Here is a 23387-nt window from a genome sequence, read left to right on the forward strand (position 1 = left end):
ATCGGCACCGCCCTTCATATTTAGTTGTGGTAGAACGACTTTCAGCTCCAGGCGTAGTCGGCAAGTAGCCGTTGTATGCCTTTCGGCCTGACGCGCGGTTGCGGCGGATCGAGCACGCGCACGCCGGTTTTCGGGTGTTCGTGCGATTGCGGGAGCACCGACATGTATCCGGTTTCGATGGCTGACTGGAGCACCCGGTATCGGCCGTCCTCACCAGAGCGCCTGATCCATCCGCGGCGCTCCAGTTCCGCGAACAGACGCGTGGCACCGACCTCTATCCCGGCGCGGGTGAGCGCTTGGGCGGCGTCGCGCACCGACAGATCCCCGGCGGCGTCCAGCAGCTTGTCGGCGACCTCGGCCTTGGGCTCCAGCTCGGCCACACGTTCGGTCAATGCCTCGACGCGGCGCGCGGTGATGGACAGCGCCCGATGGATCAACTCGTCGTCGGTGAGCGGGACTGCCACCTCAGCCTCGCGCGCCTTGACCGCGAAATAGTGCTGCGCCGCGGAAACCTCCGATTTACGGGGGTCTCCGTTCATGGCGATCAGGTATGCGGCGAATCGGGTCACGAGGTAGTCGGTCTGCGGCCTGCCGTCACCCTTCTTACTGACGGCAGTAAAAAGGGTGCGCACGTTGAAGCCCTGGTTATGAGATGCGACCTTGGCACGCTCGATGACCTGCTCGAAGTTCTGCCATTTGTCGTACCCCATCTGATCCATGAGCCAGCGGGCCGACCAGCGATCCTCGCCACCTTGGGGGCACGGCCTGCGGCCAGTGTCGAATGACGAGACGACCGCGCTCATGACCTCGGCTCCGATGGGAGATCCGCCAAATAGCGCTGTAACTCTTCGATCGGATAGATCGGCTTGCGCCCGACGTACCTCGGGCAGATGCGGCCGGCATTCTTTTCGCGGTCGATGGTGTCTCGGGAGACGCCCAGGTAGGCAGCGGCATTGACACTATCGAGTGCCCCAACAGGGCGTGTCGACTCATTCATCGGACGCCGCCCGAGATTGTCCCGCTGACCGAAGCTCGCCGCTTCCGGCCACTGGTGATGGCGGGCCGACGCTTGACCTTGGTCATGGGTTCGACGACGAGCTGGTGCATGGGAACACCGAAGGTCTGGCACATGGCGTCGATCAGGGTCGGTGTGGCTCGCCCTTTCCAGTCTTTGTCGAAGGCTTCATACACGACAGAGCTGCTGACTTTGATCTCTCGGGAAAGTTGGGCGACTGTCTCAATTCCGTTGACAGCCAAGGTGTTTTGGACTCCCTGGGGGAGCCATTCGAGTCCGTAACTCACACTTGGAACACTAGCACTGACTTACGGAATTCCAGCATTATTTCCCGGAAAGTCACTCTTGTTGACGGGGCGTGTCCCGCGTTTCCGCACGTCAGCTCAATTGACGAGTTCCGGAAATCCGGGATATCATTCGGGCGTGCCGAGAACCGATCGCAGAGGGCGCGACCTCAAGACGTTCTTGCAAGCTGAGATTGTCGGGGCCGATGTCCGCGTGACCGAGGTCCATGAAGCCGCTGGACTCAGCCCATTTCAATATCGCGGAGACAACCGGACGACGGGTCGCAGGGACGCCGACGACTTCCCCAATGCAGAGGAACTGAGGCAGATCGCCGCCCACTTCCAGCTCGGCGACGATGGGTATATCAATTTGCAGGTTGAGTTCGGCATCATCGGACCACAACCAGGCTTCCCAGGATTCACCAGAGGTGCAGAGGATGGCCCAAAAGCGCAGAGCCGCACCATGACTAAAACGCGGTCACGTAAGAGCACGCCCGTTCATCGGGACACCTTCGACATTAAGACGACACCGGCTCCGTAACTCGATCCTTGGTCAGCCATGAGTGCGCCGCGATTGCTGCGAACCCGGCACCGCATGCGCAGGCCAGCGCCCATACGACCAGCGACGCCGCCGCGGTGTCTTGCATCGCTGCAGGCAGAAGCGCTGTCACCATGCGCGCGACGCATGCCAGCACCCCCGCGCCGGCCGACAGCATGTAGGCGACGCACAGTCCGCGGATCGATGGCTCCCGCCATATCGGTATCAGGGCGCAGATGCTGTACCCAAGCAGGTAGATCAGGGTGCCGCACGTGAGCCACCAATACACGCTGAGCGACCAATCGGTAGGAGTCCGAAAAAAGTCGGCACGATAGACCTGCACCCCATGCCCGGACGTGAACAGCGCCATCATGATTGGCAGGCTTATCGTCGCGGGAAGCTCGACGTGCAGCTTGAAACGGCGCATCAGCTGGTGTTGATCCAGGCGCAGGAGCATGTGATAGACGATCGCCGAGGCGGCCACGACGTAGAGATCGTGTGCAAACAAGTCTTCGAGGTTCCAGCAGCCGGTGAGCGCGTGCAGTCTGACACCTACCGTGCGCGAGGCCAGCGGCGACATTAGCAATACCGCAGCGCCCTGCAAAGCAATATTGAGCGTCGCAGCAACTTCCATCCGCCGCGTCCACGTCACCCGCCGTATCCACAGCGACCAGCAGATAGTGACGACCGTGAACGTGATGAGAGCAGCATGCATCGACAAACCTCCTGGCGGAGCGGACAAGCAAGGGCTGACGAAATCAGAAGTCAAGAACAACACAGGGTCCATGGCTAAGTGATCGCCAATTGCCCAGGTGCTCAATACCTCTCAGTCCCTCCCGTGAACAACTGGGGAACAACAGCAAATCACCGCGCCGTGTTGCTGGTCAAGGCCAAAAGTGTTTACGTTTCTTGCGTGTTCACGGGCAATGATCTTGGGTCATTCCTGCGTGCAGCGCGCGCCCGACGTGGTACAAGCCAACGGGAACTTGCGACCCTGACCGGCTACTCGGCATCGTGGATGCGACAGGTTGAGACCAACAGCCACACACCGCCAGCCACGGCACTCACAGCCATCGCGCACACGCTGGGACTATCGTCATGGGAAACGCACTACCTCTATGCACTCGGGGGCAAGATGACCGCAGAGACCGCGACGCCAATGCCAGACATGCGCAAATACCTGCAGGCCGTCAACCCCCACCCGGCCGCCTGGATGAGCGCAGCGTGGACCGTCGAAGAGGCGAACGACGAATTCATGCGGCTGTTCAAAGGCGTGTGGATCACGCCCAACCTGGTGCACTGGCACTACCACTCCACAAAGGCGCTCGACGTCATCCAGAACTGGGACGAAACATCCGAGTGGTGCGTCGGCCTGCTGCGATTCGGCCTGGCCACGGCACCGACCGACCTCGGTCTACAGTCGGTTGTTCGCAGCCTCATGCCGATCAAAGTGTTTAAGCGGCAATGGGATTCACAGATAATCCCGATCGACCCCGCAACACGCCCATGGGTACTGCGCGACCTCGACACCGAGGACATCGTCACGGTAGACATGCGGGCATGGCGATCCGCGATGCACGACGGCCTTCTGTTGTTCGGCGTGGTTATCGATCGCCAAGCCAGCTGATCACCGCATCACCGACCCGCGGGTCGAACGCGACCGTGATGGCCTGACGCTCGGTGGGCAGCTCGACGAACGCCACTGGGCCACCGAGATTTTCGGCAACCTCTTTCCCGAATTCAATGGGCACATAAAAGTCGCCATTGCCATGGACGATCAGCGTCGGGCAGGCAATGGCGTGGAGCTCGTCGACGAATCGTGGGCGCGTGGCCAGTGCCGTCGCGGCGGGACGGTAGTCGCGCCAAGCCGAAGCCTGCCAACGGTCGAGCAGGTCCGCAGCGTCCTCGGGTGTCCCAGTCGCGTATTCGGCCACCAGAAAGTACACCTCCGGGTCCGGGCCGAGCGTGCACCACACGTCCATCGACGCATCAAGTGCAGCGTTCTCGCTGATCGATGCCGCATCGGCGGTGGGTCCGATCAGAATCAGCCGCTCAACCCGATCGGGCGCGGCGAGCGCGGTGCGTAGCGCAACCACGGCGCCCTGCCCCTCACCGAGGAACGTGAAGCGTTCTACGCCAAGATGATCCATCAACCCGAGGACGTCTTGCGCCACATCGAGGTAGTCATAGGGCTGCTGGTCGTAGACGGTTTGGCCATGGCCGCGCAGGTCGAACGCGATCACTCTGCCCGGCAGGCGCCGGGTCAGCTTGTCCAACGAAACGACGTCCATCAGGGTCGCATGCGTCGCCAGGATTACAGGGCCGTCTCCCCCGCTATCGGTGTAATGGATCGATTGGCCATTGACCTCGATGTTCGGCACGCGCCAAGTCTGCCCCACTGGTCGCGTTCCGTGGTGCGAAATCGCGGTCGGCGCGCGCCGGCACGTCGCCGCAATCCCGAGCGGTAGTCCGTACCCAAGGCGTACATTCCCCTCACCACATGACCATGGGAGCGGGATACATGGCGGGAAAATCGAAAACGTCCAGTAGCCCAAAGTCAGAGGCGTTGCCTGGGCTCCGGGCGTGGTTCTGGAGCTCGATCGGCGTCGCAGTTGTCGCTGGCGGCGGGACAATTGGTCTCGTCACCGCCTCGCTGGTATGGGGATGGGTCGGGGATCGGGTGGGGTCGGTCCCGACTGCATTGGGTGCCATTGTCGTGGCGACTATGGCGTCTGCCGGCGCCGCGCGGACGCTTCAGGCACAGGGTGAACTCACCGAACGGAATCGGCGTGAAGATATCGAAGCCGCGCTGTGGAAGCGATACAACGAGGCAGCGGGGCAACTCGGGTCGGATCAGGGTTTCGCTGTTCGTCTTGCCGGTGTGAACGCGCTTGCTGGACTCGCTAGCGAGTGGATTCGACACCACGAACGCATGGCCCAGCTAGGCGAGATCGGCCGCGACAAACACGACGAGTGCGACACGATCGTCAGCATCCTCTGCGCACAGCTCAAGAAGACGAGCCACCTTGATCAAACCCTCACCAAGTCTCAACAGGAAGAGGAAGCGGCCGTCAACGATGCCATAATCAGCCGATTGCAGGTCGCGTGCCAACGCGGAGGGCCACACGGTAAAACAGGTGCGTGGGCAGGCAGGTTACGCCTCGACCTGCGTGGGGCCGATCTGTCCGAATCACTCTTGGCTGGAGTCGATTTCACCGGCGCCGTATTGAAGGATGCGAACCTATACAGCACCGAATTCAAAGGCGCGCTTCTCGACGCGGCGAACCTATCCCGCGCAGATGTACGACTTGCTGACTTCACTAAAGCGTCAATGCACAACACGATTGTCGACGGAACTGTCGCCGACAACAACACCACGTGGCCAGAAGGGTTCGTCGCGGAAATGGGCAGCGACAGGATCGCACGCATGGTGCCTCAAACGGCAACGATCGAAGTCGATTCTTCAGACTCTGATCGTTAGCCCAACAGCTCATTGAGGTTCGACAGCGCGGCGCGCTCAGCCTCGATATCCGAATGCACGTACCCCTCCTGCGCCTTCACTGTGGAGTGACCGGATATCGACATGCGCGTCTCCTGAGTGACGCGCGCATTGTTGAGCAGGGTGATAGAGGTGTGCCGTGTGGCGTGCATCGAGAGGTACCGCACCCCTGACGCGTCGATGAGTGCGCGCCAGGCGTTATCGGCATCGTGCGGCGAGATGGGGCGCCCGTCAGGGTGGTGCCACACCAACCCGTGAGGGTTCGGCCCCGTCATGTTGTCGACGTGCTGGCGCATCATCTTCCACACTGGCTCGGTCATGGGCGGGTTCCGACGCTTGGACTTAGGCCGGGTCCAGATCAAGCCCTCGGTGCAGTCGCGGTACTCGAACCCCGGCTTGATCTTCTTGGGCCGGTCTTGGAGCTGCCAGGTGATACGAAAGACGCCGTCCTCGATGTCGCAGCGGTCGAGCTCCATGCCGATCGCCTCACCTTGGCGCGCGGTGGTGAAGAACAGCATCACCCACATCGTGGCGAGCCGGTCACCGATCGCGAAAGCGGTGGTGATGATCTGCTTGGCCTCGTCAACGGTGAACGGGTCGACTTCCCCTGCGACGTGATCGGGCTTGTCGACCACATCGACAACGTTGCGCGCGAGGATGCCCTCTTTGACGGCGTCAGCCAGCGCCTTGCCGAGCACCTGATGCGCCTTCTGTGCGTTGCGGGTCGAGACCGGTCCTATCGCGGTGAGCATGGCCCGTACCTGCGCCGGGGTGAGCCGGTCCAGCCGCACATGTCCCAGGTGGGGCACCAGGTGAATTCGCACGACGGGCTCGTAGTAGGACTCCAGCGTGTTCGGGCGCACGCGTGGCCCCTGGATGGTTTCGAGCCAGTGAGTGACCCATTGCTCGACTGTGGTGTTGGTGGCCACCGGCACGCGGCCGGCCTCGACTAGACGGCGCAGTTCACGCAGCTTATTCATGGCCTTGCCGCGGTCCTTGGATGAGACCGTTTTTCGTTTGCGGAGCCCGTCTTGCGTGGGGATTTCCACGACGCCGATCCACATTCCGTCACCGCGTTTGTAGAGGCCGCCGTCACCGCGGGTTCTTCGCTGCATCAGCAAACTTTCTGAATCGGAACTGTAGCCTAAACTGTAGCCTACGCTGGCCTAGGAATACGTATGCATACTTCCGCTGGAATCTTGTTTTCGCAGGTAGTGCGCTTAACCTACTGGTCATGCTACCATTCGGACGGATTTACAGTCCGCTCCCATTGGCCGCTCGGGCAACCCGCCTTATCAGACGATGCAGGATACAACGATAGGGTCGTGCCAACGCAAACCGACTGGATACGGAACATACGAGGACCAGAAAGAGGGAGCAGCCATGGCGGATTCATCATTCGACATCGTGAGCAAGTTCGAACGTCAGGAGGTCGACAACGCGCTGAACCAGGCCGCCAAGGAGCTGGCCACCCGATTCGACTTCCGCGGCACCGATACCACCATCGAGTGGAAGGGTGACGAGGCCATCGAGCTGGTCAGCTCCACCGAGGAGCGCCTGAAGGCTGCCGTCGACGTCTTCAAAGAGAAGCTGATCCGCCGGGATATCAGCATGAAGACCTTCGACGCGGGCGACCCGCAGGCCAGCGGCAAGGTCTACCGGCTCACCGGAACCCTCAAGCAGGGCATCGATACCGAGAACGCCAAGAAGATCAACAAGCTCATCCGCGACGAGGGCCCCAAGGGTGTCAAGTCGCAGGTACAGGGCGAGGAAATCCGGGTCTCGAGCAAGAAGCGTGACGATCTGCAGGCCGTTCAGGCGCTGCTGAAGGGTTCCGACCTGGATATTGCCTTGCAGTTCGTGAACTACCGGTAAGACGATGGTCCGGTGATTTCCACAAGCCACCTGATCGGCTTCGTGATCGTTGCGTACGCCCTCATCGTGATTCCGGGCCCAAGCGTGCTGTTTTCCATCGGCCGTTCACTCAGCCTGGGCCGCCGCTCGGGCCTCATGAGCGTCCTCGGCAATACGGCGGGCACTGCGGTTTTCGTGGTGCTGGCGACGGCCGGGCTGGGCGCCCTGCTGACAGCCTCCTCATGGGCGCTGACAGCCGTGAAGCTAGCCGGTGCGGCATACCTGATCTACCTCGGTGTGCAGGCATTCCGGGACCGCAAGTCACTTATCGAGGCATTGAACGCAACCCAGCCCGCGGTAGGACGGCAGCGAGTCTTCCGACAGGGCTTCATCGTTGGCATGACCAACCCGAAGACTGCGCTGTTCTTCGCCGCCGTGCTGCCACAGTTCGCCGATCCGGCCGCGGGCTCGGTGCCGATGCAGATCTTCGTCTTCGGCATCGTGTTCGTTGCGATGGCTCTTGTCTCCGACAGTCTGTGGGCGCTGCTCGCCAGCACCGCGCGCAACTGGTTCGCCCGTTCACCCCGGCGCTTGGAGGCCGTGGGCGGCGCGGGAGGCCTCATGATCGTCGGCCTGGGCGCAGGTGTGGCGGTCTCGGGCGCCCGCTCTTAGCGGGCCCGCACGCAGGCAGTGCGCAGCTCGGCCAGCAGTCCACGGTCGGGTCGGTACGGGGTGTTGAAGCCCAACCGGTGCACCAGATCGCCGTAGCGCTCCTGCAATTCGCGCGCGCCCTGATCGGCATCGGTCACGGTGACGGCGGCGGCGTCGAGAAACTCGTCGTCGATCAAATTGGTCATGGCGTCCCATTCGCCTTGTTTGGAAAGCTCTTTCAGTTTTGGGCCAACCTCTCCCCTGCCGTGCAATTCCAGGATCGGCCAGTAGGCGGGTGTCGACCCATAGAAGGCCAGCTGTTTGCGTACCGCCGCACGTGCACGGGCCAGCTCGGCTTCATCGCACCCGATGACAACCATCGGCGAGTGATGGATGTGGATGTCGGCGAGCGTCTTTCCTGATTTCCCTGACTTCTCGAGACCCCGCCCCAGTGCCGGCAGCGTGACCTGCGCAAGGTACTCGGGCGTGCAGAACGGGTGGGACATGAATCCGTCGGCCACCTCACCGGCCACCTCGGTCATCTGGCCGCCCACACCGGCCAGCCAGATCGGTGGGGGGCCAAAGGCGCTCACCTCGGCCGGATCCGGCATGAACATCGGCGTCATAAGGGTGTTCTGGTAGAACTCGCCGCGATAGTCCAGACGTCCACGCTCCTGCCACGACTGCCAGATGGCGCGCACCGCGAGCACCATGTCCCGCATCCGCGCGGCGGGACTGCTCCACGGCATGCCGAACCGTCGGGTGATGTGCGGTTTGATCTGCGTGCCGAGCCCGAGGATGAATCGGCCACCCGAGTAGGCCTGCAGGTCCCAGCCAATATTGGCCAACAGCATTGGATTCCGCGCGAAGGCCACCGCAATCGATGTCCCGAGTGTCACCTCGCGGGTGTGCTCGGCGGCCAGCAGCAGTGGCAGAAACGGGTCGTGCGCACCCTCGAATGTCCAGATGCCTGCATATCCCGCCCCCTCGGCCTCGGCGGCTTCGGCAGCCATGGTGGACAACCCGGTCGTGAGCGTCACATCGATCAGCACCGCACCCATATTGCCGAAGTCCATATTCGAGACGCACGCGGCCCATACCCTGGCGAGCATGGCAGTACGTCGTGAACCGCAAGTGGTCGTTCTCGGTGGCGGATCGTGGGGCACCACGGTCGCCTCGATCGTGGCGCGGCGAACCCCTACCCTGCAGTGGGCCCGCTCGCCGGAGACTGTCGCCGATATCAATGAGCGCCACCGCAATTCGCGGTATCTCACCGACGAGGTGGAGCTGTCGGAAACTCTGCGCGCCACCTCTGATCTGCACGAGGCCATCGAGCAGGCCGATGTGGTGATCATGGGGGTTCCCTCGCACAGCTTCCGTGAGGTACTCGCGGAGATCGGGCAGTCACTGCGTCCCTGGGTGCCGATCGTCTCGCTGGTGAAGGGCCTCGAACAAGGTTCACGGATGCGGATGTCGCAGATCATCGAGGAAGTGCTGCCCGGGCATCCGGCAGGCATCCTTGCCGGGCCCAATATCGCCAAGGAGGTGGCCCGCGGATATGCGGCCGCCGGAGTTGTCGCGATGCCGGATCAGCGCCAGGCGGACCGGCTGGGCGAGCTTTTCCGCACTTCGCGTTTTCGGGTGTACAGCACCAACGACGTGGTGGGCGTGGAGATGGCGGGCGCGCTCAAGAACGTCTTCGCCATCGCCACCGGTATGGGTTATGCGATCGGGATCGGCGAGAACACCCGCGCCATGGTGATTGCGCGGGCACTGCGGGAGATGACGAAACTCGGTGTGGCCATGGGCGGTAACCCCGAGACATTCCCGGGCCTAGCGGGCCTGGGCGACCTCATCGTCACCTGTACAAGTGCCAGCAGCCGCAACCGACACGTGGGTGAGGAGATCGGCAAGGGCAAGACCATCGACGAGATCATCCAGGCGATGAACCAGGTTGCCGAGGGTGTGAAGGCATCATCGGTGGTGATGACCCTTGCCGATGAGTACGGCATCCAGATGCCGATCGCTCGCGAGGTCGACGGGGTGATCAACCACGGCTCCACGGTGGAGCAGGCCTACCGTGGCCTGATGGCAGCGACGCCGGGCCATGAGGTGCACGGCACCGGATTCTGATCAGGCCGGCAGGTACTCGGGCTTCACCACACCGCGCAGTGTGGACAGCGGTAACCGGCTCTCTATCGGCCCGTCCGCATAGGAAGCGACCTGGTAGGGCTCGAACCAGAACACCAGTTCATCGCCGTCGAGCGCGAAGTCCTGGAAGTTGCCCTCCTCCGGAGCCGTTCCGGTGTCCACGAATTCGGTTCCCACGCCGCGGAGCCGCGCGCGCAGGTCGGCACGGACCAGCGCGGAGATCTTGGGCAGCGCGGTGGCCGGGTCGATCAGCAGGGCACCGAAGCTGACAGCCTGTTTGGTGGTGCGGTCGAACACGAGGGTGCGGTACGCGAACCTCGGGTGGTATCCGCCCAATGCCTCGGTGACCGTGAACCTCACCCCGTCGGACGGATGCAGACCCTTGCCTTGATACGCGTCGAAGGTGACCTTGAGTGCCCATGGCTTGCCCTCGGGCGGAGCCCCGGCCCGCTCAAGGGACCCGCGGAAGTTCGCGCGGATATCGGCCACCATCGCGTCAACGGCCTTTTGCAGCTCAGGGAACGACGAATCCCACTGGACGGGGATGAGCAGGTGTTGGGTGGCCTGCGGAGTGACCTCGTCGATGACACAGCCCTCTTCGGCATCCCAGCGGCCGCCGTGTTTGGGGCAGGCGGACTGGGCGGCGGCAGCGTCGACCGTCGCGGTGGGGACGGCTGAGGAGGTGGGGGTGGCTAAGGAGGTGGATTCTTGGGCGGGAGCCGCTCTGGGCGCTTCTCCCTTGTCACAACCGACGAGAACGACACCGCACGCGACGGCCAACAACAGATACCAGAGACGCATGCAATCCAATCTATCCGGACGCCACTGGACGCTACGTGGTGTAAGAGCCGCCCGGTCCGACCACGAAACCGTTCTGCCAGCGGTTGTTGACGCAGGTCAGCGTTCCGCCACCGTCCAGACCGCAGCTGACCTCCCTATAGCTCAGCCGAGAACCTGGTGGCAGAGGTTTGAACGGCTCGCCACCGAAGCCGTAAATCGGCCGGTCGGTGCTGGCGAAACCGGGAGCGTTACTTCCGCTGACGAGGTTGGCCCCGTTGGGCGCACCGGGCAGCGCGCCACTGCAGCCGTAGCTGGCGTCGGCACGCTTGATCAGGCACGAGATCCCACCCGGAATGGTGAAACCGTATGCCGTGTCTGCCATCGTGCTGTATTCCGGCGGCGACACCGGGGTGAGCCCGTTGACGTTCGGAAGCCCGGACGGGTCAAGGGGATTCGGGGTGTCCGGGTCGGCGGATGCGGGTCCGGCGAAGGTCGCTCCGAGCACCACGGCGGCAACGGCGCTGGTCAGCGCGGCGGCAATAGGCAGGGTACGCATCCGGTGACCCTATCCAAGATCGCCGGCAATCTCGCGTCTACTGGTCAAAGACGATATCGACGCTGTCGGTGACCGGAATGGCCTGACAGGCGAGGGTAAGCCCGATCGCGAGATCCGCATCGACGAGAGTGTCGTTGCGGAGCATCCGCACCTCGCCCTGGCGCACCGTGCACGCACACGCGCTGCACGCGCCTTCGCGACATGAGTACGGTGCATCGATCCCCTGGGCCAGCAACACATCGAGCAGCGGGGTGTTCCTGGGCCACTCGACGGTCACGTGTGCCCCGTCGAGTTCCACGGTCGCCTGGGCCGCATCTCCGGCATCGCCCTGCGGCACCACGATGTCGGCGAACGGGTCGCCGGTCAGCGACTGGTAGAGCTCGACGTGAATGTGATTGGCGGGCATCCCGATCGCCGACAGCGCGCCGCGGGCCTCGTCCATGAAGGGCGCCGGACCGCAAATGTATGTGCTGTATCGGGTGTAGGCGGCGAAAAACTCCGCCATAGCCTCACGGTTGGGCAGACCACGTGCGGCCTCGATCCAGTGCACGACTCGCAGTCGGTCCGGGAACTCGACCATGATCTCGTTGATCTCGGCCCCGAAGATGACGCTCCCCTCGTCTCGGTTGGCGTAGAAGAGATAGACCGTTCCCGCCCCGCCGAGTAGCACCGACTTGGCTATGGACAGCATTGGGGTGATGCCGCTGCCCGCCGCAATCAGCAAGAAGTCGCCGTCGAGGGAGCGCGGGACGAAGACCCCAGAAGGGGTGAGCACGGTGATGTGGTCCCCGACGCCGACGTTGTCGCACAGCCAGTTCGACGCATATCCCCCGTCGGTGCGTTTGATGGTGACGACGAGATCATCATCGAGGTGAGGAGAGCTCGACAACGAGTAGCAGCGTGCGACCGAGCCCGTCTGTTCACTGGGGACTTTCAGCGTGAGGAACTGTCCCGGCCGGTAGCGGAAGACGCCGCTGAGCGCGTCCGGCACTTCGAAAACCAGGGAGACCGCATCTCCTGTCTCCCTAATGATCTCGACGACCTCCAGCGAGTGAACATGGGGATTGCTCGTCACGGTGCGCGTATCGGGTGCGGCAATGTCCGTCATCGACAGCCGCCTACAGCTCGATACCGAAACGGCCCGCAATCTTCTTGCCTATTCCGTACTTGCCGATTCCGTAGAACGGCGCCATCAGGTCCCCGTAACGCGGTCCGATGATGCGCGGTATGGCGTCGAAAACCCGGGCATCGGGGCCGATCAGGACACGTGGTCGGTTCTTCTCCACCCCGCGCAGGATGATCCGGGCCGCCGAGTCCGGGCGGGTGATCGCCGCGAGCTGGAACCCCTTTCGCACGGTCTCCCGGTCCACGCCTTCGGGGATACCGCGGGCGCTCGACGCGATGTTGGTCTTGATCCCGCCGGGGTGCACACAGGTAACGCCGACGGGGTACTTTGCCGCCCGGATCTCCTGACGCAGTGCTTCAGTGAAGCCGCGAACAGCGAATTTCGCTGCGTTGTAGGCACTTTGGGAGGGTATGCCCATAAATCCGAACACCGATGACACGTTGACGATATGACCGTCGCCCGACTCGATCAGATGCGGCAGGAAGGCCTTGGTGCCGTGTGCGACACCCCAGAAGTTGATATTCATCAACCAGTCGAAGTCATCCCATTCCATGTCCTTCACATCGGCCGAGAGCGCTACCCCGGCATTGTTGAACACCAGGTTGACCTGCCCGAACTCGTTCTTGACGTCGGCGGCGTGGGCGTAGACGGCAGCACGGTCGGCGACATCGAGGTGAAACGGGATGGCGGTCCCACCCGCCTTCTCGCAGCGCCCCGCGGTGTCCGCCACTGCGGCAGTGTCGATGTCGGAGAGCGCCAGCCGTGCGCCACGCTGCGCGAGCGCCAACGCCAGACTGCGGCCGATACCTGAACCGGCACCGGTGATCACCGCGACCTTGTTATCGAAGTCTTTCATCGTTTCTCGCTTCTGTTCGGCGGGGAGGGTGATCTAGGTTGCGGCCATACTCGGCGAGGTCTGGCGGGGACCGCCCACAAGGGGAACGGTCCTACGCACAGTCGGACGCACCGCACCCTCGAACTCGTACTCGGCGGGGTCGACTTTCCTTGTCTGAGACCAGTATTCGAAGGTAAATCCGGACCACAGCGTGCGGTTGTTGCCCTGTTCGTCCAAATACCAGCTCTTGCAGCCGCCGCTGTTCCATACCGACCCCTGTAACTTGCGCTGGACCTCGGCGTTGAAACGATCCTGGGCCTCACGGGTGGGCACCATCGCTTGGGCAGACGACTCGTCCACTTGTTTGATCGCCTCGGTGACGTAATGGATCTGCGATTCGATCATGAACACGATCGAGTTGTGGCCCAGACCGGTGTTGGGGCCCAGGAGAAAGAAGAGATTGGGCATGCCGGCGATGGTGATACCGCGATGGGCGTTGACGCCCTCTCTCGACCAGCGGTCGCCGAGGTCCTCACCGTTCTGGCCCTTCAGATCCAGGTACTTGTACGAGTCGGTGACGTGGAAGCCCGTGCCGAAGATGATGGCATCGACCTTCCGCTCTATCCCGTCGTTGGTGACGACCCCGTCCGCCGTCGCCCGCACGATGGACTCGGTGACCAGCTCCGTCTTGGGATTCTCGATGGCCTTGTAGTAGGTCGCCGACCCGAGGAGGCGTTTGCATCCAGCTCGATAGTCGGGAGTCACCTTCCGGCGTACCTCTGGATCGGAGATCTGGCTCTTGATGTACGCGCGGCCAAGGAGCTCAACACCTTTCAGCAAGGCCGGGCGCCGGTTCATCGCGTACGCACCGGCTTCCGCTCCGAAATACATGCCGCTACGGAACAGCGCGCGCAAACCCGGAATGGTCGCGAACGCCCGTTTGACCCCCGCGCTGAACTCGACGTTGGCGCGCGGCAATACCCACGGTGGGGTGCGCTGGAACAGTTTCAGCTCGCCGACGTCCCCGACGATCTCGGGGACGAACTGAATAGCACTGGCGCCCGTGCCGATCACAGCGACCTTCTTGCCGGTCAGGTCGAAGTCGTGGTTCCACTGCGCGGAATGAAAGACCGGCCCCTCGAAGCGCTCGAGGCCCTCGATCCCCGGGATGCTCGGGATATGCAGGGCGCCGACCCCGGAGATGAGGAACTGGCAGATGTACTCCTGCCCGCTGTCGGTGAACACATGCCAGCGGTATTCGTCCTCATCCCAGTACCCGCGGGTGACCCTCGTGTTGAAGGTGACGTGCCGGTAGAGATCGTATTTGGCGGCGACCTCCTTGAGATAGTCGAAGATCTCGGGCTGCCTGGAGAAGAGCTGTTCCCAGTTCGATCGCGGCTCGAACGAGAAGGAGTACAGGTGGGTAGGTACGTCACATGCCGCACCCGGGTAGGTGTTGTCACGCCACGTACCACCCATCTCGCCGGCCTTTTCGAGGATATGGAAGGGCACTCCCATCTTCTGCAACGCGATAGCGGCGCCGATACCCGAGAACCCTGTGCCGACGATCAACGCACGGGTACGAATGGGATCCGAAGAGCCGCTATCGACCACAGTGTCGGGCCGCTGCCTGTCGGGCGGCGTATCGGTAACAGTCATGTGGCGCAATCTCTTTCTGTTTCACAGGTGGACCCTTGACACGACTGAACTGGCTCATTGCCACCGGCAACGAGCCAGTTCAGCCGCGAAAACTCTTGATGGCGAAGCGGTTTAGTGTCGCCCCTACCGAGCCTTGATCTCGGCCAAGATGTCTTCCGGCATCGCCCGCGACATCCGCAACAGTCGGCCCGTGAATTTTCCGTCCAGGAAACCGATCTCGTGCATGAAGCGCATCAGCGGCTCCGCGACCCATGTCGCATTCTCGCGATACCGCGGTGATGTGAGGAAGGCAAGCGCGCCGCGGACGGGGTGGATACCCACCGACCGGTAGACCGTGGGATTGACGAGCACCGGGTAGATACCTACCACCGCGATGGCGAAAACCGCCCGGTGGAACGCATTGGAGATCGGCCCACGTTCCGCGATCTGCCGCACCAGTTCCTCGCGCGCATAGGTGATGTGCCGGGCTTCCTCCAGCACGTGGATCTTCATCAGCTGACGCGAATGCGGCTGTACCGTCTCGTCCATCATCGCCTCGCGCTGCGCCCGATCCAGCACCTCCTCGACCAGCAGGAGAACGCCGATCCCCGACGGCCCTAGCGGAGCCAGGCCGAGGAGCCGGATCACGCGCGTCGCGAACTTGGGATAGGTATAGGGCTTGACTCCCAGCTTGTTCACCAGACGGCCGAACATGGTGGAATGCCGAGCCTCCTCGCCGACCTCGGTCAGCGCATAGCGGCCGTGATCGGTCGCTCCCCCGTTCTGTTCGACGACCTGTCGCCACAGCATGGCGCTGAGCCCGGTCTCGACATATATGCCGAAGCTCAGTACGGAAGCAAACTCATGCCTGGTCAGCTCGACGCGCTGCTCCTGGGTGAGCTTGTCCCACAGTTTGGTGCCGTAGAGGGATATCCGGCGCGGGGTGGTCCAGTACAGCCCGGGAACGATCGGAGCGTCCCAGTCGATATCGACCTCGCCGTCGTATGCCCGGTCTGCGGCCGAACGCAGGAGCCGTTGAGCCGTCTTCTGCCGATCACCCACGGATTTGCCCCGTACCGACGAGGCACCCGCCTCGTGCAGAGCCGTCGGCTGGTCGATGGTCGTCATTGATCCCATCCTCCCGTTTTATTCAATACGATAAGTATCCGTTACTTTGAATACCATGAACTGAGTTTCGCCCTCGGGCCACGGTTTGTCAATCCCACCGAGGACCTTCAGAGAAGGTCGGCACTTCTGAGAATCGCCCTCGCAACAGCGGTTCTGAACATTCCCGCATCCTGAGCGACCTCGAAGTATCGCTGCAGCAGCACTTCGTTCCGCCGGCGGCTGTTTCCACTCCGCCGGGCCGCCCGGCGGCCGACTCGTGGCGCCATAGCCACGCTGCGGTACGCCTGCGGACGCACGATCAATGACGTCACCAACACCGTCAGCAGCGCGAGTGAGACGTCGGCCAAGGCCGGCGGCAGGTACCTACGAGCATCCACGGCGCGATACAGCTCATCCTCGGCGAACTCGAGCTGGCGACGGCTGACCAAGACGGAGATCTTCGCGACCTGCCGACCTACGGGCTCGACCAGCTCGTCGGCCTCGAGTTCACGCATGGACTGATGGATCAACCTGTTGAGCAGGAAGATGAATCCACGCCCTAGTGGGCCATGGGGAATCAGCGGCACCAGGAACCGCTGGAGGCGCTGCACGATCACCGGAGCGGGCTGAAATTCGAGACCCGTCTTGTTGATCAGCCGGCCCACCATGGTGGCGTTGCGGCTGATATCGCGAACACTCGCCAGCACAAAACGTGTGTAGTCATCTGTCAGGGTGTTGCCTTCGATGACGTCACGGAACATCATCGAGGCCAGCGCGCCCTGGGCATCCAGAACGAAACTCAGTAGGCTGACCAGTTCCTGGCGCGCCAACTCGCCTTGCCGTCCGGCCGAGAGCGCATCCCATTCCGGAGTGCCGTAGAGAGACACGTGATCTGCGGCCAACCAATGCATCCCGGAATCCAGCGGTGCGTCCCAGTCGATGTCCAGATCTGGGTCATAGTTGAGTTCGGCCGCCTCCAAGAGCAGGCGGCGGGCCGTATTGATCCGATCGCCGACCCGACGCCGCCGCGTGGGGAGCGCACCATCGACCGTGGTGGCCGGACTGAACTCATGGTTGGTGTAGTTGATGTCTTTGTAACTGCTGGAAGTCACGCCATCGCCTTCTGGTCAGCCAAGGTTTAGATATCTGTATCTCAAGGTATGAGGTACTATTTGTTACGCATATGCCAGCGAGTTTGTCGGGGAGATGTCCCGATTGTCAAGAGGTAGCGAAGGCCCGAGCCGGAACTACACCCTCACTGCATCCACGGCGACCCGAGGAGAGTCATGAGTCTTCCCCGACAAGACGAGACCAATAGCGTCTTCAACCACAGCCCCCATGACGATTCGGACTACATCGGCGAGGCCACGGTGACCGTTCGCGGTATCGAAATCCCCGTCGAACTGGAGCTGAAGGGGTACAGCGAGCCAATAGACGGCGTCTTCCGCTGGATAGGGCGTATCAGGCCGAACGATCAGCTCACCGCAATCATCGGTGACGAGACGCGCGTGAAGGCCACAATTCGCACCACCCACAGCGCCCGCGACGCTTTCATCGGCGATCCCGACCCATGGAACCGGTATCGGGTGATCGGGAAAAGCACCCCGCCATTCCACGTGCCCACCGATCTCGCGGAAGCCGAGGCGGAATAAGGGCTTTCGCCCTCACCGCCTCCGCGAGCGGATGAGTTCAACGAGCTCACGCTCGGCATCCCGCAGCGGTTCCACCGAGTGAGCGGCCTGCGCTTGCAGTAGCGCCCCCTCGATCGCGCTTACGATGAGAGATGCCAGACTTCTGGCCCCGACTGTTATGCCCGAGTCCCGCAGAGAACCCTCCAGCTGAGCACGCATCCCCAGGAACGCCTCGTGTGCCGCTTCCCGGATCTGCTCCTCCCCCGGCCCCGCCAGCGCCGCGGCGGCATGCGGGCAGCCGGTGTCGTAGCCATGGGATTCGAGCTGCTTGACCCACCACCGGGTGAACCGGGTGATGACGTATTCGACATCACCCCGTTCTCGCAAGGAATTGAAGAACCCAACCGATTGAGCGGAAGCCTCCCGCGTCGCCGCGGCGATGAGCTCGGCCTTCCCCTCCGGGAAGTGCTGGTAGATGGAGTTGCGTGCGGCTCCGCTGCGTTTAAGCAGGTCAGCAAGCCCCGTGGCGTGCACCCCGCGTTCGCGCATCATCTCGATCGCGCTGTCGATCAGCCGTTGCCGTGGGCCCGGTGTCACGTCAGCCTCCTCATTCGAAATGGACCGATTGATCCATTGCCTGCTACCGTCGTTATGGACCAATCAGTCTACGCGGAAGGGGCGGTATGACCACCGAAATCGAAAACCTGTCCGGGCTCGAACTGCTGCAGAGCATGGGAGGAACGCCAGAGGCGATGCCACCCATCTCCCGGCTGCTCGGAATGCAGCTGGAGGAAATCACCTTCGGCTCGGTGTCGTTCAGCGTGGTGACCCGGCCCGAATTCGCCAACCCGCTGGGCACTCTGCACGGCGGCATCTGCGCGACACTGCTCGACTCGGTGCTGGGCTGCGCCGTGCACTCCACGCTGGAGGCCGGAATCGGTTACGGGACACTCGAACTCAAGGTCAACTATGTCCGGACCGTCTCCACCGACGGCGAGCGGCTCATCGCGACGGGCACGGTCTTGCACCCGGGACGGCGGGTGGCGACCGCCGAGGGCAAGGTCGTCGACTCCCAGGGCCGGCTCGTCGCACACGGGACCACCACGGTGATGGTGTACCGCTGATGAGCCGCTTGCGCGAAGACTTCCTGCGGGCTTCGTCGGCCATCGAGGAAATGATCGCGGCCGTGCGTCCAGACCAGTGGGACGCCCCGACGCCATGTACCGAGTGGAATCTGCGCCAGTTGGTGAACCACCTCGTCGAGGTGAACTACGCGCTCGCCGAGCGCTTCGGCGGCAGCGCCCCCAGCGAGCCGGCGGCCGGGGATCCGCTGGCGGCCTATCGCGTATCAGCGCAGGTCCTTCAGGAGTCCCTGGCTCGACCGGGCGTACTCGACGCGAACTACCAAGGTCCGTTCGCCACCACAACCGGGGATAACCAGCTGCAGGTCCGGATGGCCGACCTGTTGACCCACGGCTGGGATCTGGCGCAGGCCACCGGCCGTACCGCTGATCTGCCAGTCGATCTCGTCGAAAACGCCGTGACATTTGTCGAGAAGCTCGCCGGGGCGTTCGCGCGGTCGGGAAAGTTCGGCACCCCGCAGCCCATCGTGGGCGATGCCCCTGCCATCGACCGGCTGGCGGCACTGACGGGGCGGCAGGTCGGCTAGCTGTCCGCCGAGCGTGCACCCATGGCGGAAATTCTGCCGATTTCTCGCCATAGCTTCACGCTCGGCGGAACCTCAGAATCGGGCCATATCCTCAAGGCGCGCAATGCGATCGGCCATCGGCGGGTGTGTGGAGAACAGCGACGCCATTCTGTCACCGGCCCGGAACGGGTTGGCGATCATCAGATGCGACTGGCTGGCCAGCTGCGGTTCCGGCGGCAATGGCGCGGCCTGTACTCCGCCGGAGATCTTGCGCAACGCCGAGGCCAGCGCCAGCGGGTCGCCGGTGAGCTCGGCACCGGACTTGTCGGCCTGGTACTCGCGCGAACGCGACACCGCCATCTTCACCACGGTGGCGGCGATCGGCCCCAGCATCGAAACCAGGAACAGGGCAAAGGGGTTCGGGCGGTTCTCGCCGCCGCCACCGAAGAAGTTCATGAACATCGCCATATTGGCCAGCCCCGAGATGACGGCCGCCAGCGTGCCCGCCACACTCGAGATCAGGATGTCGCGGTTGTAGACGTGCGAGAGCTCGTGGCCCAGCACCGCGCGCAGCTCACGCTCACTGAGCAGGTCGAGAATGCCGGTCGTGCAACAGACCGCCGCGTTACGCGGATTACGACCCGTCGCAAAGGCATTAGGCGCATTGGTGTCGCTGATGTAGAGCCGTGGCATCGGCTGGCGCGCGACGGTCGCCAGCTCCCGGACGATCCGGTACATGGCGGGCTGCTGCAGCTCTGTCACCGGCTGGGCGTGCATCGCACGCAACGCCAGGGTGTCGCTCTTGAAGTACGCGAACGCGTTCATGCCGACAGCGAACAGAACGGCCAGCAGCAAGATGGACTTGCTGTGGAATAGCGATCCGATGAACACGATCATCGCCGACATACCACCCAGGAGCAGCACTGTCTTTAGACCGTTGACGTGGCTCGGTCCTGCCGTCGACATGAGCTTCCCTTCCGTCTACTCGGGTTCACTCAAGCTAACGAAGCAGGGCGCGCTCGGGTTCCGGGCGCCTACCCGTGGCGACGGACGGTGTATTCGATGAGCACACCCAGCGCATCGCGGGCATCGCCCGGTGGCAGCTCCACCAGCTCGGCCTTGGCGCGGTCGGCATAGTCGATGACGACGGACTTGGCCTGTACGAGCCCATGGGAGGCGCGCAGCAGCGTCAACGCCTCCTCCACCTCGGCATCATCGGTGATAGGTGCTGCCAGCAGGGTACGCAGCCGGTCGGCGTCGGATCCGGTTTCGCGCAATGCGTAAAGCATGGGCAGGGTGTGCACACCCTCGCGCAGGTCGGTGCCGGGGGTCTTGCCCGACTCGTCGGTGAGGCTCTCGATATCGATGATGTCGTCGGAGATCTGGAAGGCGGTTCCGACGATCCCGCCGAGGCGGCTCATCCGTTCGATCTGCTCGTCATCGCAGCGGGACATCATCGCGCCGAACCGGCCGGTTGCGGCGATGAGCGAGCCGGTCTTCTCGTGGATCACCTTGAGGTAGTGCTCGGTTTCGTCGCCACCCTCGGGCACCCCGACGGTCTCCCGCATCTGACCGGTGACCAGCTCGGCGAAGGTCTCGGCGACGATCCGCACAGCCGCCGGACCCAGCTGGGACACCAGCCGTGACGCCGTGGCCAGCAGATAGTCCCCCGCGAGGATCGCCACGTTGTTACCCCACCGGGCATTGGCACTGGGAACTCCGCGGCGCTTCTGCGCCTCGTCCATGACGTCGTCGTGGTACAGCGTGGCCAGATGGATGAGCTCGCAAACCGCGCCGGCGAGGATCACCTCGTCATTGTCCGGATCCGGGCCGGTCTGCGCGGAAAGCACCGTGAACAGCGGGCGGAAGCGCTTACCGCCGGCATGGAAAAGGTGCAGCACAGACTCCGTCAACAGCGGGTCGGCCTGCCCCAGCTCGGTCACGATGAGGGATTCGATGGCGGCCAAATGGTCGCGCACCTTTGCGGCGAATACGGGATCACCGATATCAACTCCGGCCACCGTGGTCGAGTTACTCACCGGTCCAACATACTGGGAAGGTGCAAACGTCAGCGGACCTGGTCGTCGTCGGTGCCGGACCAGCCGGATCGGCGGCCGCGGCATGGGCGGCACGCTCCGGGCGTGAGGTGGTTCTGGTCGATTCGGCGGTGTTTCCCCGCGACAAGACCTGCGGTGACGGACTGACCCCGCGAGCCGTCGAACAACTTGAGTTACTCGGTCTCGGACCATGGCTCGACGAGCACATCCGATACCAAGGTCTGCGACTCCACGGATTTGGCGGCAACCTCGAAGTACCTTGGCCCGGACCGTCTTTCGGTGGCACCGGAAGCGCAGTACGCCGCACCGAGCTCGACGACAAGATCCGGCAGGTTGCAGTGGAGTCCGGTGCCAAGATGGCCGAATCCACCAAGGCCGTTGACGTGGAACGTGACTCGGCGGGCCGCGTCACCTCCATCCGCGTACTCGACAACAGCGGGCCCGGCGAGATCACTTGCAAGGCCGTCATCGTCGCCGACGGAGTGCGCTCCACGCTCGGGAAGGTTCTTGGGCGCGAATGGCACAAGGACACCGTGTATGCCGTCGCGGGGCGTGCCTACATCGACTCGGACCGCGGCGACGAGGAATGGATGACGTCGCATCTGGAGCTGCGCTCCCCCGAGGGTGCAGTCCTACCCGGGTACGGCTGGATCTTCCCGTTGGGCGGTGGGCAGATCAACATCGGCGTCGGCGCGCTCGCCACCTCGAAACGTCCCGCCGACGCGGCGTTACGGCCGCTCATCGACTACTACACCGAGCTGCGGCGCGAGGACTTCGGGCTCAGCGGGCGGCTGCAGTCCATCTCGTCGGCATTGCTGCCCATGGGCGGTGCGGTGTCCGGGGTGGCGGGCCCCAACTGGATGCTGATCGGCGACGCGGCGGCATGTGTCAATCCACTCAACGGCGAGGGCATCGACTACGGACTGGAGACCGGCCACCTGGCCGCCGAGGTGCTCGACGCCGATGACTACTCGCTGCTGTGGCCGGAGCTGTTGCGGGAACGCTACGGGCGATCGTTCTCGATCGCACGCCGACTGGGGGCGCTGCTGACCTTGCCGCGCTTCTTACCCACCATGGGGCCGGTCGGCATGCGCTCGCAGGTGATGATGCGAATCGCGGTGCGGCTCATGGGAAATTTGGTGACCGATGAGGACCACGACGTGATCGCACGCGCCTGGCGGGTGGCCGGCGGCGGCTCACGCCGTCTCGACGCGCGCCCGCCGTTTTCCTGACCTCACCAGCGAGCGGCTAAAGGGAAGCCACGTGCAGGGCGACGACGCCGCCAGTGAGGTTGCGCCACCGCACATTCGACCATCCGGCCGAGGTGATTTGCTGAGCCAGCGCCTCCTGATCGGGCCAAGCCCGGATCGACTCCGCCAGGTAGACATAGGCATCAGGATTACTGCTGACGGCCCGCGCCACTTCCGGCAGCGTCTTCATCAGGTACTCCATGTACAGCGTGCGGAAGGGCCGGTAGACGGGTGTCGAGAATTCGCATACCGCAAGGCGGCCACCGGGTTTGGTGACGCGGGCCATCTCTCGCAATCCTTCGACGTGATCGACGACATTGCGCAGCCCGAAGCTGATGGTCACCGCGTCAAACGAGTGATCCGCGAACGGTAACCGCGTCGCATCCCCGGCAACCTTCGGCACATTGCGATGCGCACCCGCCTTGAGCATGCCGACCGAGAAATCCGCCGCCACACACCATGCTCCGGATTGGGTGAGCTCGACCGTCGATACCGCTGTCCCGGCGGCAATATCGAGCACCTTGTCTCCGGGCTTGAGCTTCAGCGACTCGCGGGTGGCGCGGCGCCAGAAGCGATCCTGGCCGAAGGACAGCACGGTGTTGGTGATGTCGTACCGGCGGGCCACCCCGTCGAACATCGACGCGACCTCGTGCGGGTCCTTTTGCAGGGTGGCGCGGTTCATACCGTGACGGTACAGGGGAGTACATTTCGACACCGACCTGGCGTGACTGGCCCCGAGGATCGATGGTTACCGATCCCAGGTCGTC

27 protein-coding genes are annotated in these 23387 nt (G+C 63.4%); 10 read left to right on the top strand and 17 right to left on the bottom strand.

The window, feature by feature from the left end; translation table 11 throughout:
* Positions 1–41: 41 nt before the first annotated feature.
* The gene (locus AB0H22_RS03810) at positions 42–803 is read right to left on the bottom strand and encodes a phage antirepressor KilAC domain-containing protein (protein ID WP_358144895.1); all 762 of its coding nucleotides are present in this window, start codon (positions 801–803) and stop codon (positions 42–44) included.
* A 190-nt stretch (positions 804–993) separates the two neighbouring features.
* Positions 994–1302: a Cro/Cl family transcriptional regulator gene (locus tag AB0H22_RS03815; RefSeq protein ID WP_358144897.1), complete on the bottom strand. Its 309-nt coding sequence runs from the start codon at positions 1300–1302 to the stop codon at positions 994–996.
* Positions 1303–1438: 136 nt separating this feature from the next.
* Between AB0H22_RS03815 and AB0H22_RS03820 the strand changes: the two genes are divergently transcribed.
* Positions 1439–1840 carry a hypothetical protein gene (locus AB0H22_RS03820; RefSeq protein WP_358144899.1) on the top strand — a complete coding sequence of 134 codons (402 nt, stop codon included), beginning with the start codon at positions 1439–1441 and terminating at the stop codon, positions 1838–1840.
* Here the strand turns inward: AB0H22_RS03820 and AB0H22_RS03825 are convergent.
* On the bottom strand, positions 1818–2552 hold the full coding sequence (locus AB0H22_RS03825) for a hypothetical protein (protein ID WP_358146039.1): 735 nt from the start codon (positions 2550–2552) through the stop codon (positions 1818–1820). The two genes, AB0H22_RS03820 and AB0H22_RS03825, sit on opposite strands and share 23 nt — an antisense overlap.
* A 198-nt stretch (positions 2553–2750) precedes the next feature.
* Here AB0H22_RS03825 and AB0H22_RS03830 point away from each other — a divergent pair, with 198 nt between their 5' ends.
* Positions 2751–3464: a helix-turn-helix domain-containing protein gene (locus AB0H22_RS03830; protein WP_358144901.1), complete on the top strand. Its 714-nt coding sequence runs from the start codon at positions 2751–2753 to the stop codon at positions 3462–3464.
* On the opposite strand, the gene AB0H22_RS03835 is transcribed toward AB0H22_RS03830, so the two are convergent.
* Positions 3442–4218, bottom strand: a complete 777-nt coding sequence (locus AB0H22_RS03835; protein WP_358144903.1) for an alpha/beta hydrolase — start codon at positions 4216–4218, stop codon at positions 3442–3444. The two genes, AB0H22_RS03830 and AB0H22_RS03835, sit on opposite strands and share 23 nt — an antisense overlap.
* A gap of 551 nt (positions 4219–4769) precedes the next feature.
* Between AB0H22_RS03835 and AB0H22_RS03840 the strand changes: the two genes are divergently transcribed.
* Entirely contained in the window at positions 4770–5318 is a 549-nt protein-coding gene (locus AB0H22_RS03840) for a pentapeptide repeat-containing protein (RefSeq protein WP_358144905.1), read from the top strand.
* Here the strand turns inward: AB0H22_RS03840 and AB0H22_RS03845 are convergent.
* The gene (locus AB0H22_RS03845; RefSeq protein ID WP_358144907.1) at positions 5315–6451 is read right to left on the bottom strand and encodes a tyrosine-type recombinase/integrase; all 1137 of its coding nucleotides are present in this window, start codon (positions 6449–6451) and stop codon (positions 5315–5317) included. The two genes, AB0H22_RS03840 and AB0H22_RS03845, sit on opposite strands and share 4 nt — an antisense overlap.
* A 268-nt stretch (positions 6452–6719) precedes the next feature.
* Here AB0H22_RS03845 and AB0H22_RS03850 point away from each other — a divergent pair, with 268 nt between their 5' ends.
* Entirely contained in the window at positions 6720–7211 is a 492-nt protein-coding gene (locus tag AB0H22_RS03850; protein ID WP_180748765.1) for a YajQ family cyclic di-GMP-binding protein, read from the top strand.
* A gap of 12 nt (positions 7212–7223) precedes the next feature.
* Complete coding sequence (locus AB0H22_RS03855) at positions 7224–7862, top strand: LysE family translocator (RefSeq protein ID WP_180748766.1); 639 nt, start codon at positions 7224–7226, stop codon at positions 7860–7862.
* Here the strand turns inward: AB0H22_RS03855 and AB0H22_RS03860 are convergent.
* On the bottom strand, positions 7859–8917 hold the full coding sequence (locus tag AB0H22_RS03860) for a TIGR03617 family F420-dependent LLM class oxidoreductase (protein ID WP_358146041.1): 1059 nt from the start codon (positions 8915–8917) through the stop codon (positions 7859–7861). The genes AB0H22_RS03855 and AB0H22_RS03860 overlap by 4 nt on opposite strands.
* A gap of 34 nt (positions 8918–8951) precedes the next feature.
* Between AB0H22_RS03860 and AB0H22_RS03865 the strand changes: the two genes are divergently transcribed.
* Positions 8952–9974 carry an NAD(P)H-dependent glycerol-3-phosphate dehydrogenase gene (locus tag AB0H22_RS03865; RefSeq protein WP_358144910.1) on the top strand — a complete coding sequence of 341 codons (1023 nt, stop codon included), beginning with the start codon at positions 8952–8954 and terminating at the stop codon, positions 9972–9974.
* On the opposite strand, the gene AB0H22_RS03870 is transcribed toward AB0H22_RS03865, so the two are convergent.
* From AB0H22_RS03870 to AB0H22_RS03900, 7 genes are all read right to left on the bottom strand, one after another.
* Positions 9975–10793 (bottom strand): DUF3298 domain-containing protein, encoded by an 819-nt coding sequence (locus tag AB0H22_RS03870; RefSeq protein ID WP_358144912.1) that lies wholly within the window; start codon positions 10791–10793, stop codon positions 9975–9977.
* Positions 10794–10824: 31 nt separating this feature from the next.
* Positions 10825–11328 (bottom strand): hypothetical protein, encoded by a 504-nt coding sequence (locus AB0H22_RS03875; RefSeq protein ID WP_358144914.1) that lies wholly within the window; start codon positions 11326–11328, stop codon positions 10825–10827.
* Between the two features lie 37 nt (positions 11329–11365).
* Complete coding sequence (locus AB0H22_RS03880; RefSeq protein WP_180748770.1) at positions 11366–12436, bottom strand: ferredoxin--NADP reductase; 1071 nt, start codon at positions 12434–12436, stop codon at positions 11366–11368.
* 10 nt (positions 12437–12446) lie between these two features.
* A complete protein-coding gene (locus tag AB0H22_RS03885; RefSeq protein ID WP_358144918.1) occupies positions 12447–13310 on the bottom strand; it encodes an SDR family NAD(P)-dependent oxidoreductase in 864 nt (287 codons plus the stop codon).
* 33 nt (positions 13311–13343) lie between these two features.
* On the bottom strand, positions 13344–14948 hold the full coding sequence (locus AB0H22_RS03890; RefSeq protein WP_358144920.1) for an NAD(P)/FAD-dependent oxidoreductase: 1605 nt from the start codon (positions 14946–14948) through the stop codon (positions 13344–13346).
* Positions 14949–15071: 123 nt separating this feature from the next.
* The gene (locus AB0H22_RS03895) at positions 15072–16055 is read right to left on the bottom strand and encodes a diiron oxygenase (protein WP_358144922.1); all 984 of its coding nucleotides are present in this window, start codon (positions 16053–16055) and stop codon (positions 15072–15074) included.
* 107 nt (positions 16056–16162) lie between these two features.
* A complete protein-coding gene (locus tag AB0H22_RS03900; protein ID WP_358144924.1) occupies positions 16163–17146 on the bottom strand; it encodes a diiron oxygenase in 984 nt (327 codons plus the stop codon).
* Between the two features lie 174 nt (positions 17147–17320).
* On the opposite strand from AB0H22_RS03900, the gene AB0H22_RS03905 reads away from it, so the two are divergent.
* Positions 17321–17686 (top strand): DUF4873 domain-containing protein, encoded by a 366-nt coding sequence (locus AB0H22_RS03905; RefSeq protein ID WP_180748775.1) that lies wholly within the window; start codon positions 17321–17323, stop codon positions 17684–17686.
* Between the two features lie 12 nt (positions 17687–17698).
* Here AB0H22_RS03905 and AB0H22_RS03910 read toward each other — a convergent pair whose 3' ends face one another.
* Positions 17699–18295 carry a helix-turn-helix domain-containing protein gene (locus AB0H22_RS03910; RefSeq protein ID WP_358146043.1) on the bottom strand — a complete coding sequence of 199 codons (597 nt, stop codon included), beginning with the start codon at positions 18293–18295 and terminating at the stop codon, positions 17699–17701.
* Between the two features lie 53 nt (positions 18296–18348).
* Here AB0H22_RS03910 and AB0H22_RS03915 point away from each other — a divergent pair, with 53 nt between their 5' ends.
* Both AB0H22_RS03915 and AB0H22_RS03920 read left to right on the top strand, forming a co-directional pair.
* Complete coding sequence (locus tag AB0H22_RS03915) at positions 18349–18789, top strand: PaaI family thioesterase (RefSeq protein ID WP_180748776.1); 441 nt, start codon at positions 18349–18351, stop codon at positions 18787–18789.
* Positions 18789–19334, top strand: coding sequence for a TIGR03086 family metal-binding protein (locus AB0H22_RS03920; RefSeq protein WP_358144927.1), 546 nt, complete (start codon positions 18789–18791; stop codon positions 19332–19334). Before AB0H22_RS03915 ends, AB0H22_RS03920 begins: the two co-directional genes overlap by 1 nt.
* Before the next feature lie 72 nt (positions 19335–19406).
* Here the strand turns inward: AB0H22_RS03920 and htpX are convergent, their stop codons facing one another.
* Together htpX and AB0H22_RS03930 are read right to left on the bottom strand one after the other, a co-directional pair.
* Positions 19407–20279: a zinc metalloprotease HtpX gene (gene htpX / locus AB0H22_RS03925; RefSeq protein WP_180748778.1), complete on the bottom strand. Its 873-nt coding sequence runs from the start codon at positions 20277–20279 to the stop codon at positions 19407–19409.
* 68 nt (positions 20280–20347) lie between these two features.
* Complete coding sequence (locus AB0H22_RS03930; protein ID WP_358146045.1) at positions 20348–21334, bottom strand: polyprenyl synthetase family protein; 987 nt, start codon at positions 21332–21334, stop codon at positions 20348–20350.
* Positions 21335–21372: 38 nt separating this feature from the next.
* Here AB0H22_RS03930 and menJ point away from each other — a divergent pair, with 38 nt between their 5' ends.
* Positions 21373–22602 carry a menaquinone reductase gene (menJ, locus tag AB0H22_RS03935; protein WP_358144929.1) on the top strand — a complete coding sequence of 410 codons (1230 nt, stop codon included), beginning with the start codon at positions 21373–21375 and terminating at the stop codon, positions 22600–22602.
* Positions 22603–22618: 16 nt separating this feature from the next.
* On the opposite strand, the gene AB0H22_RS03940 is transcribed toward menJ, so the two are convergent.
* On the bottom strand, positions 22619–23302 hold the full coding sequence (locus AB0H22_RS03940; protein WP_180748780.1) for a demethylmenaquinone methyltransferase: 684 nt from the start codon (positions 23300–23302) through the stop codon (positions 22619–22621).
* Positions 23303–23387: the final 85 nt, after the last annotated feature.

Origin of the sequence: Mycobacterium sp. NPDC050853, assembly GCF_040653875.1 — a bacterium.
Taxonomy (GTDB): Bacteria; Actinomycetota; Actinomycetes; order Mycobacteriales; family Mycobacteriaceae; genus Mycobacterium.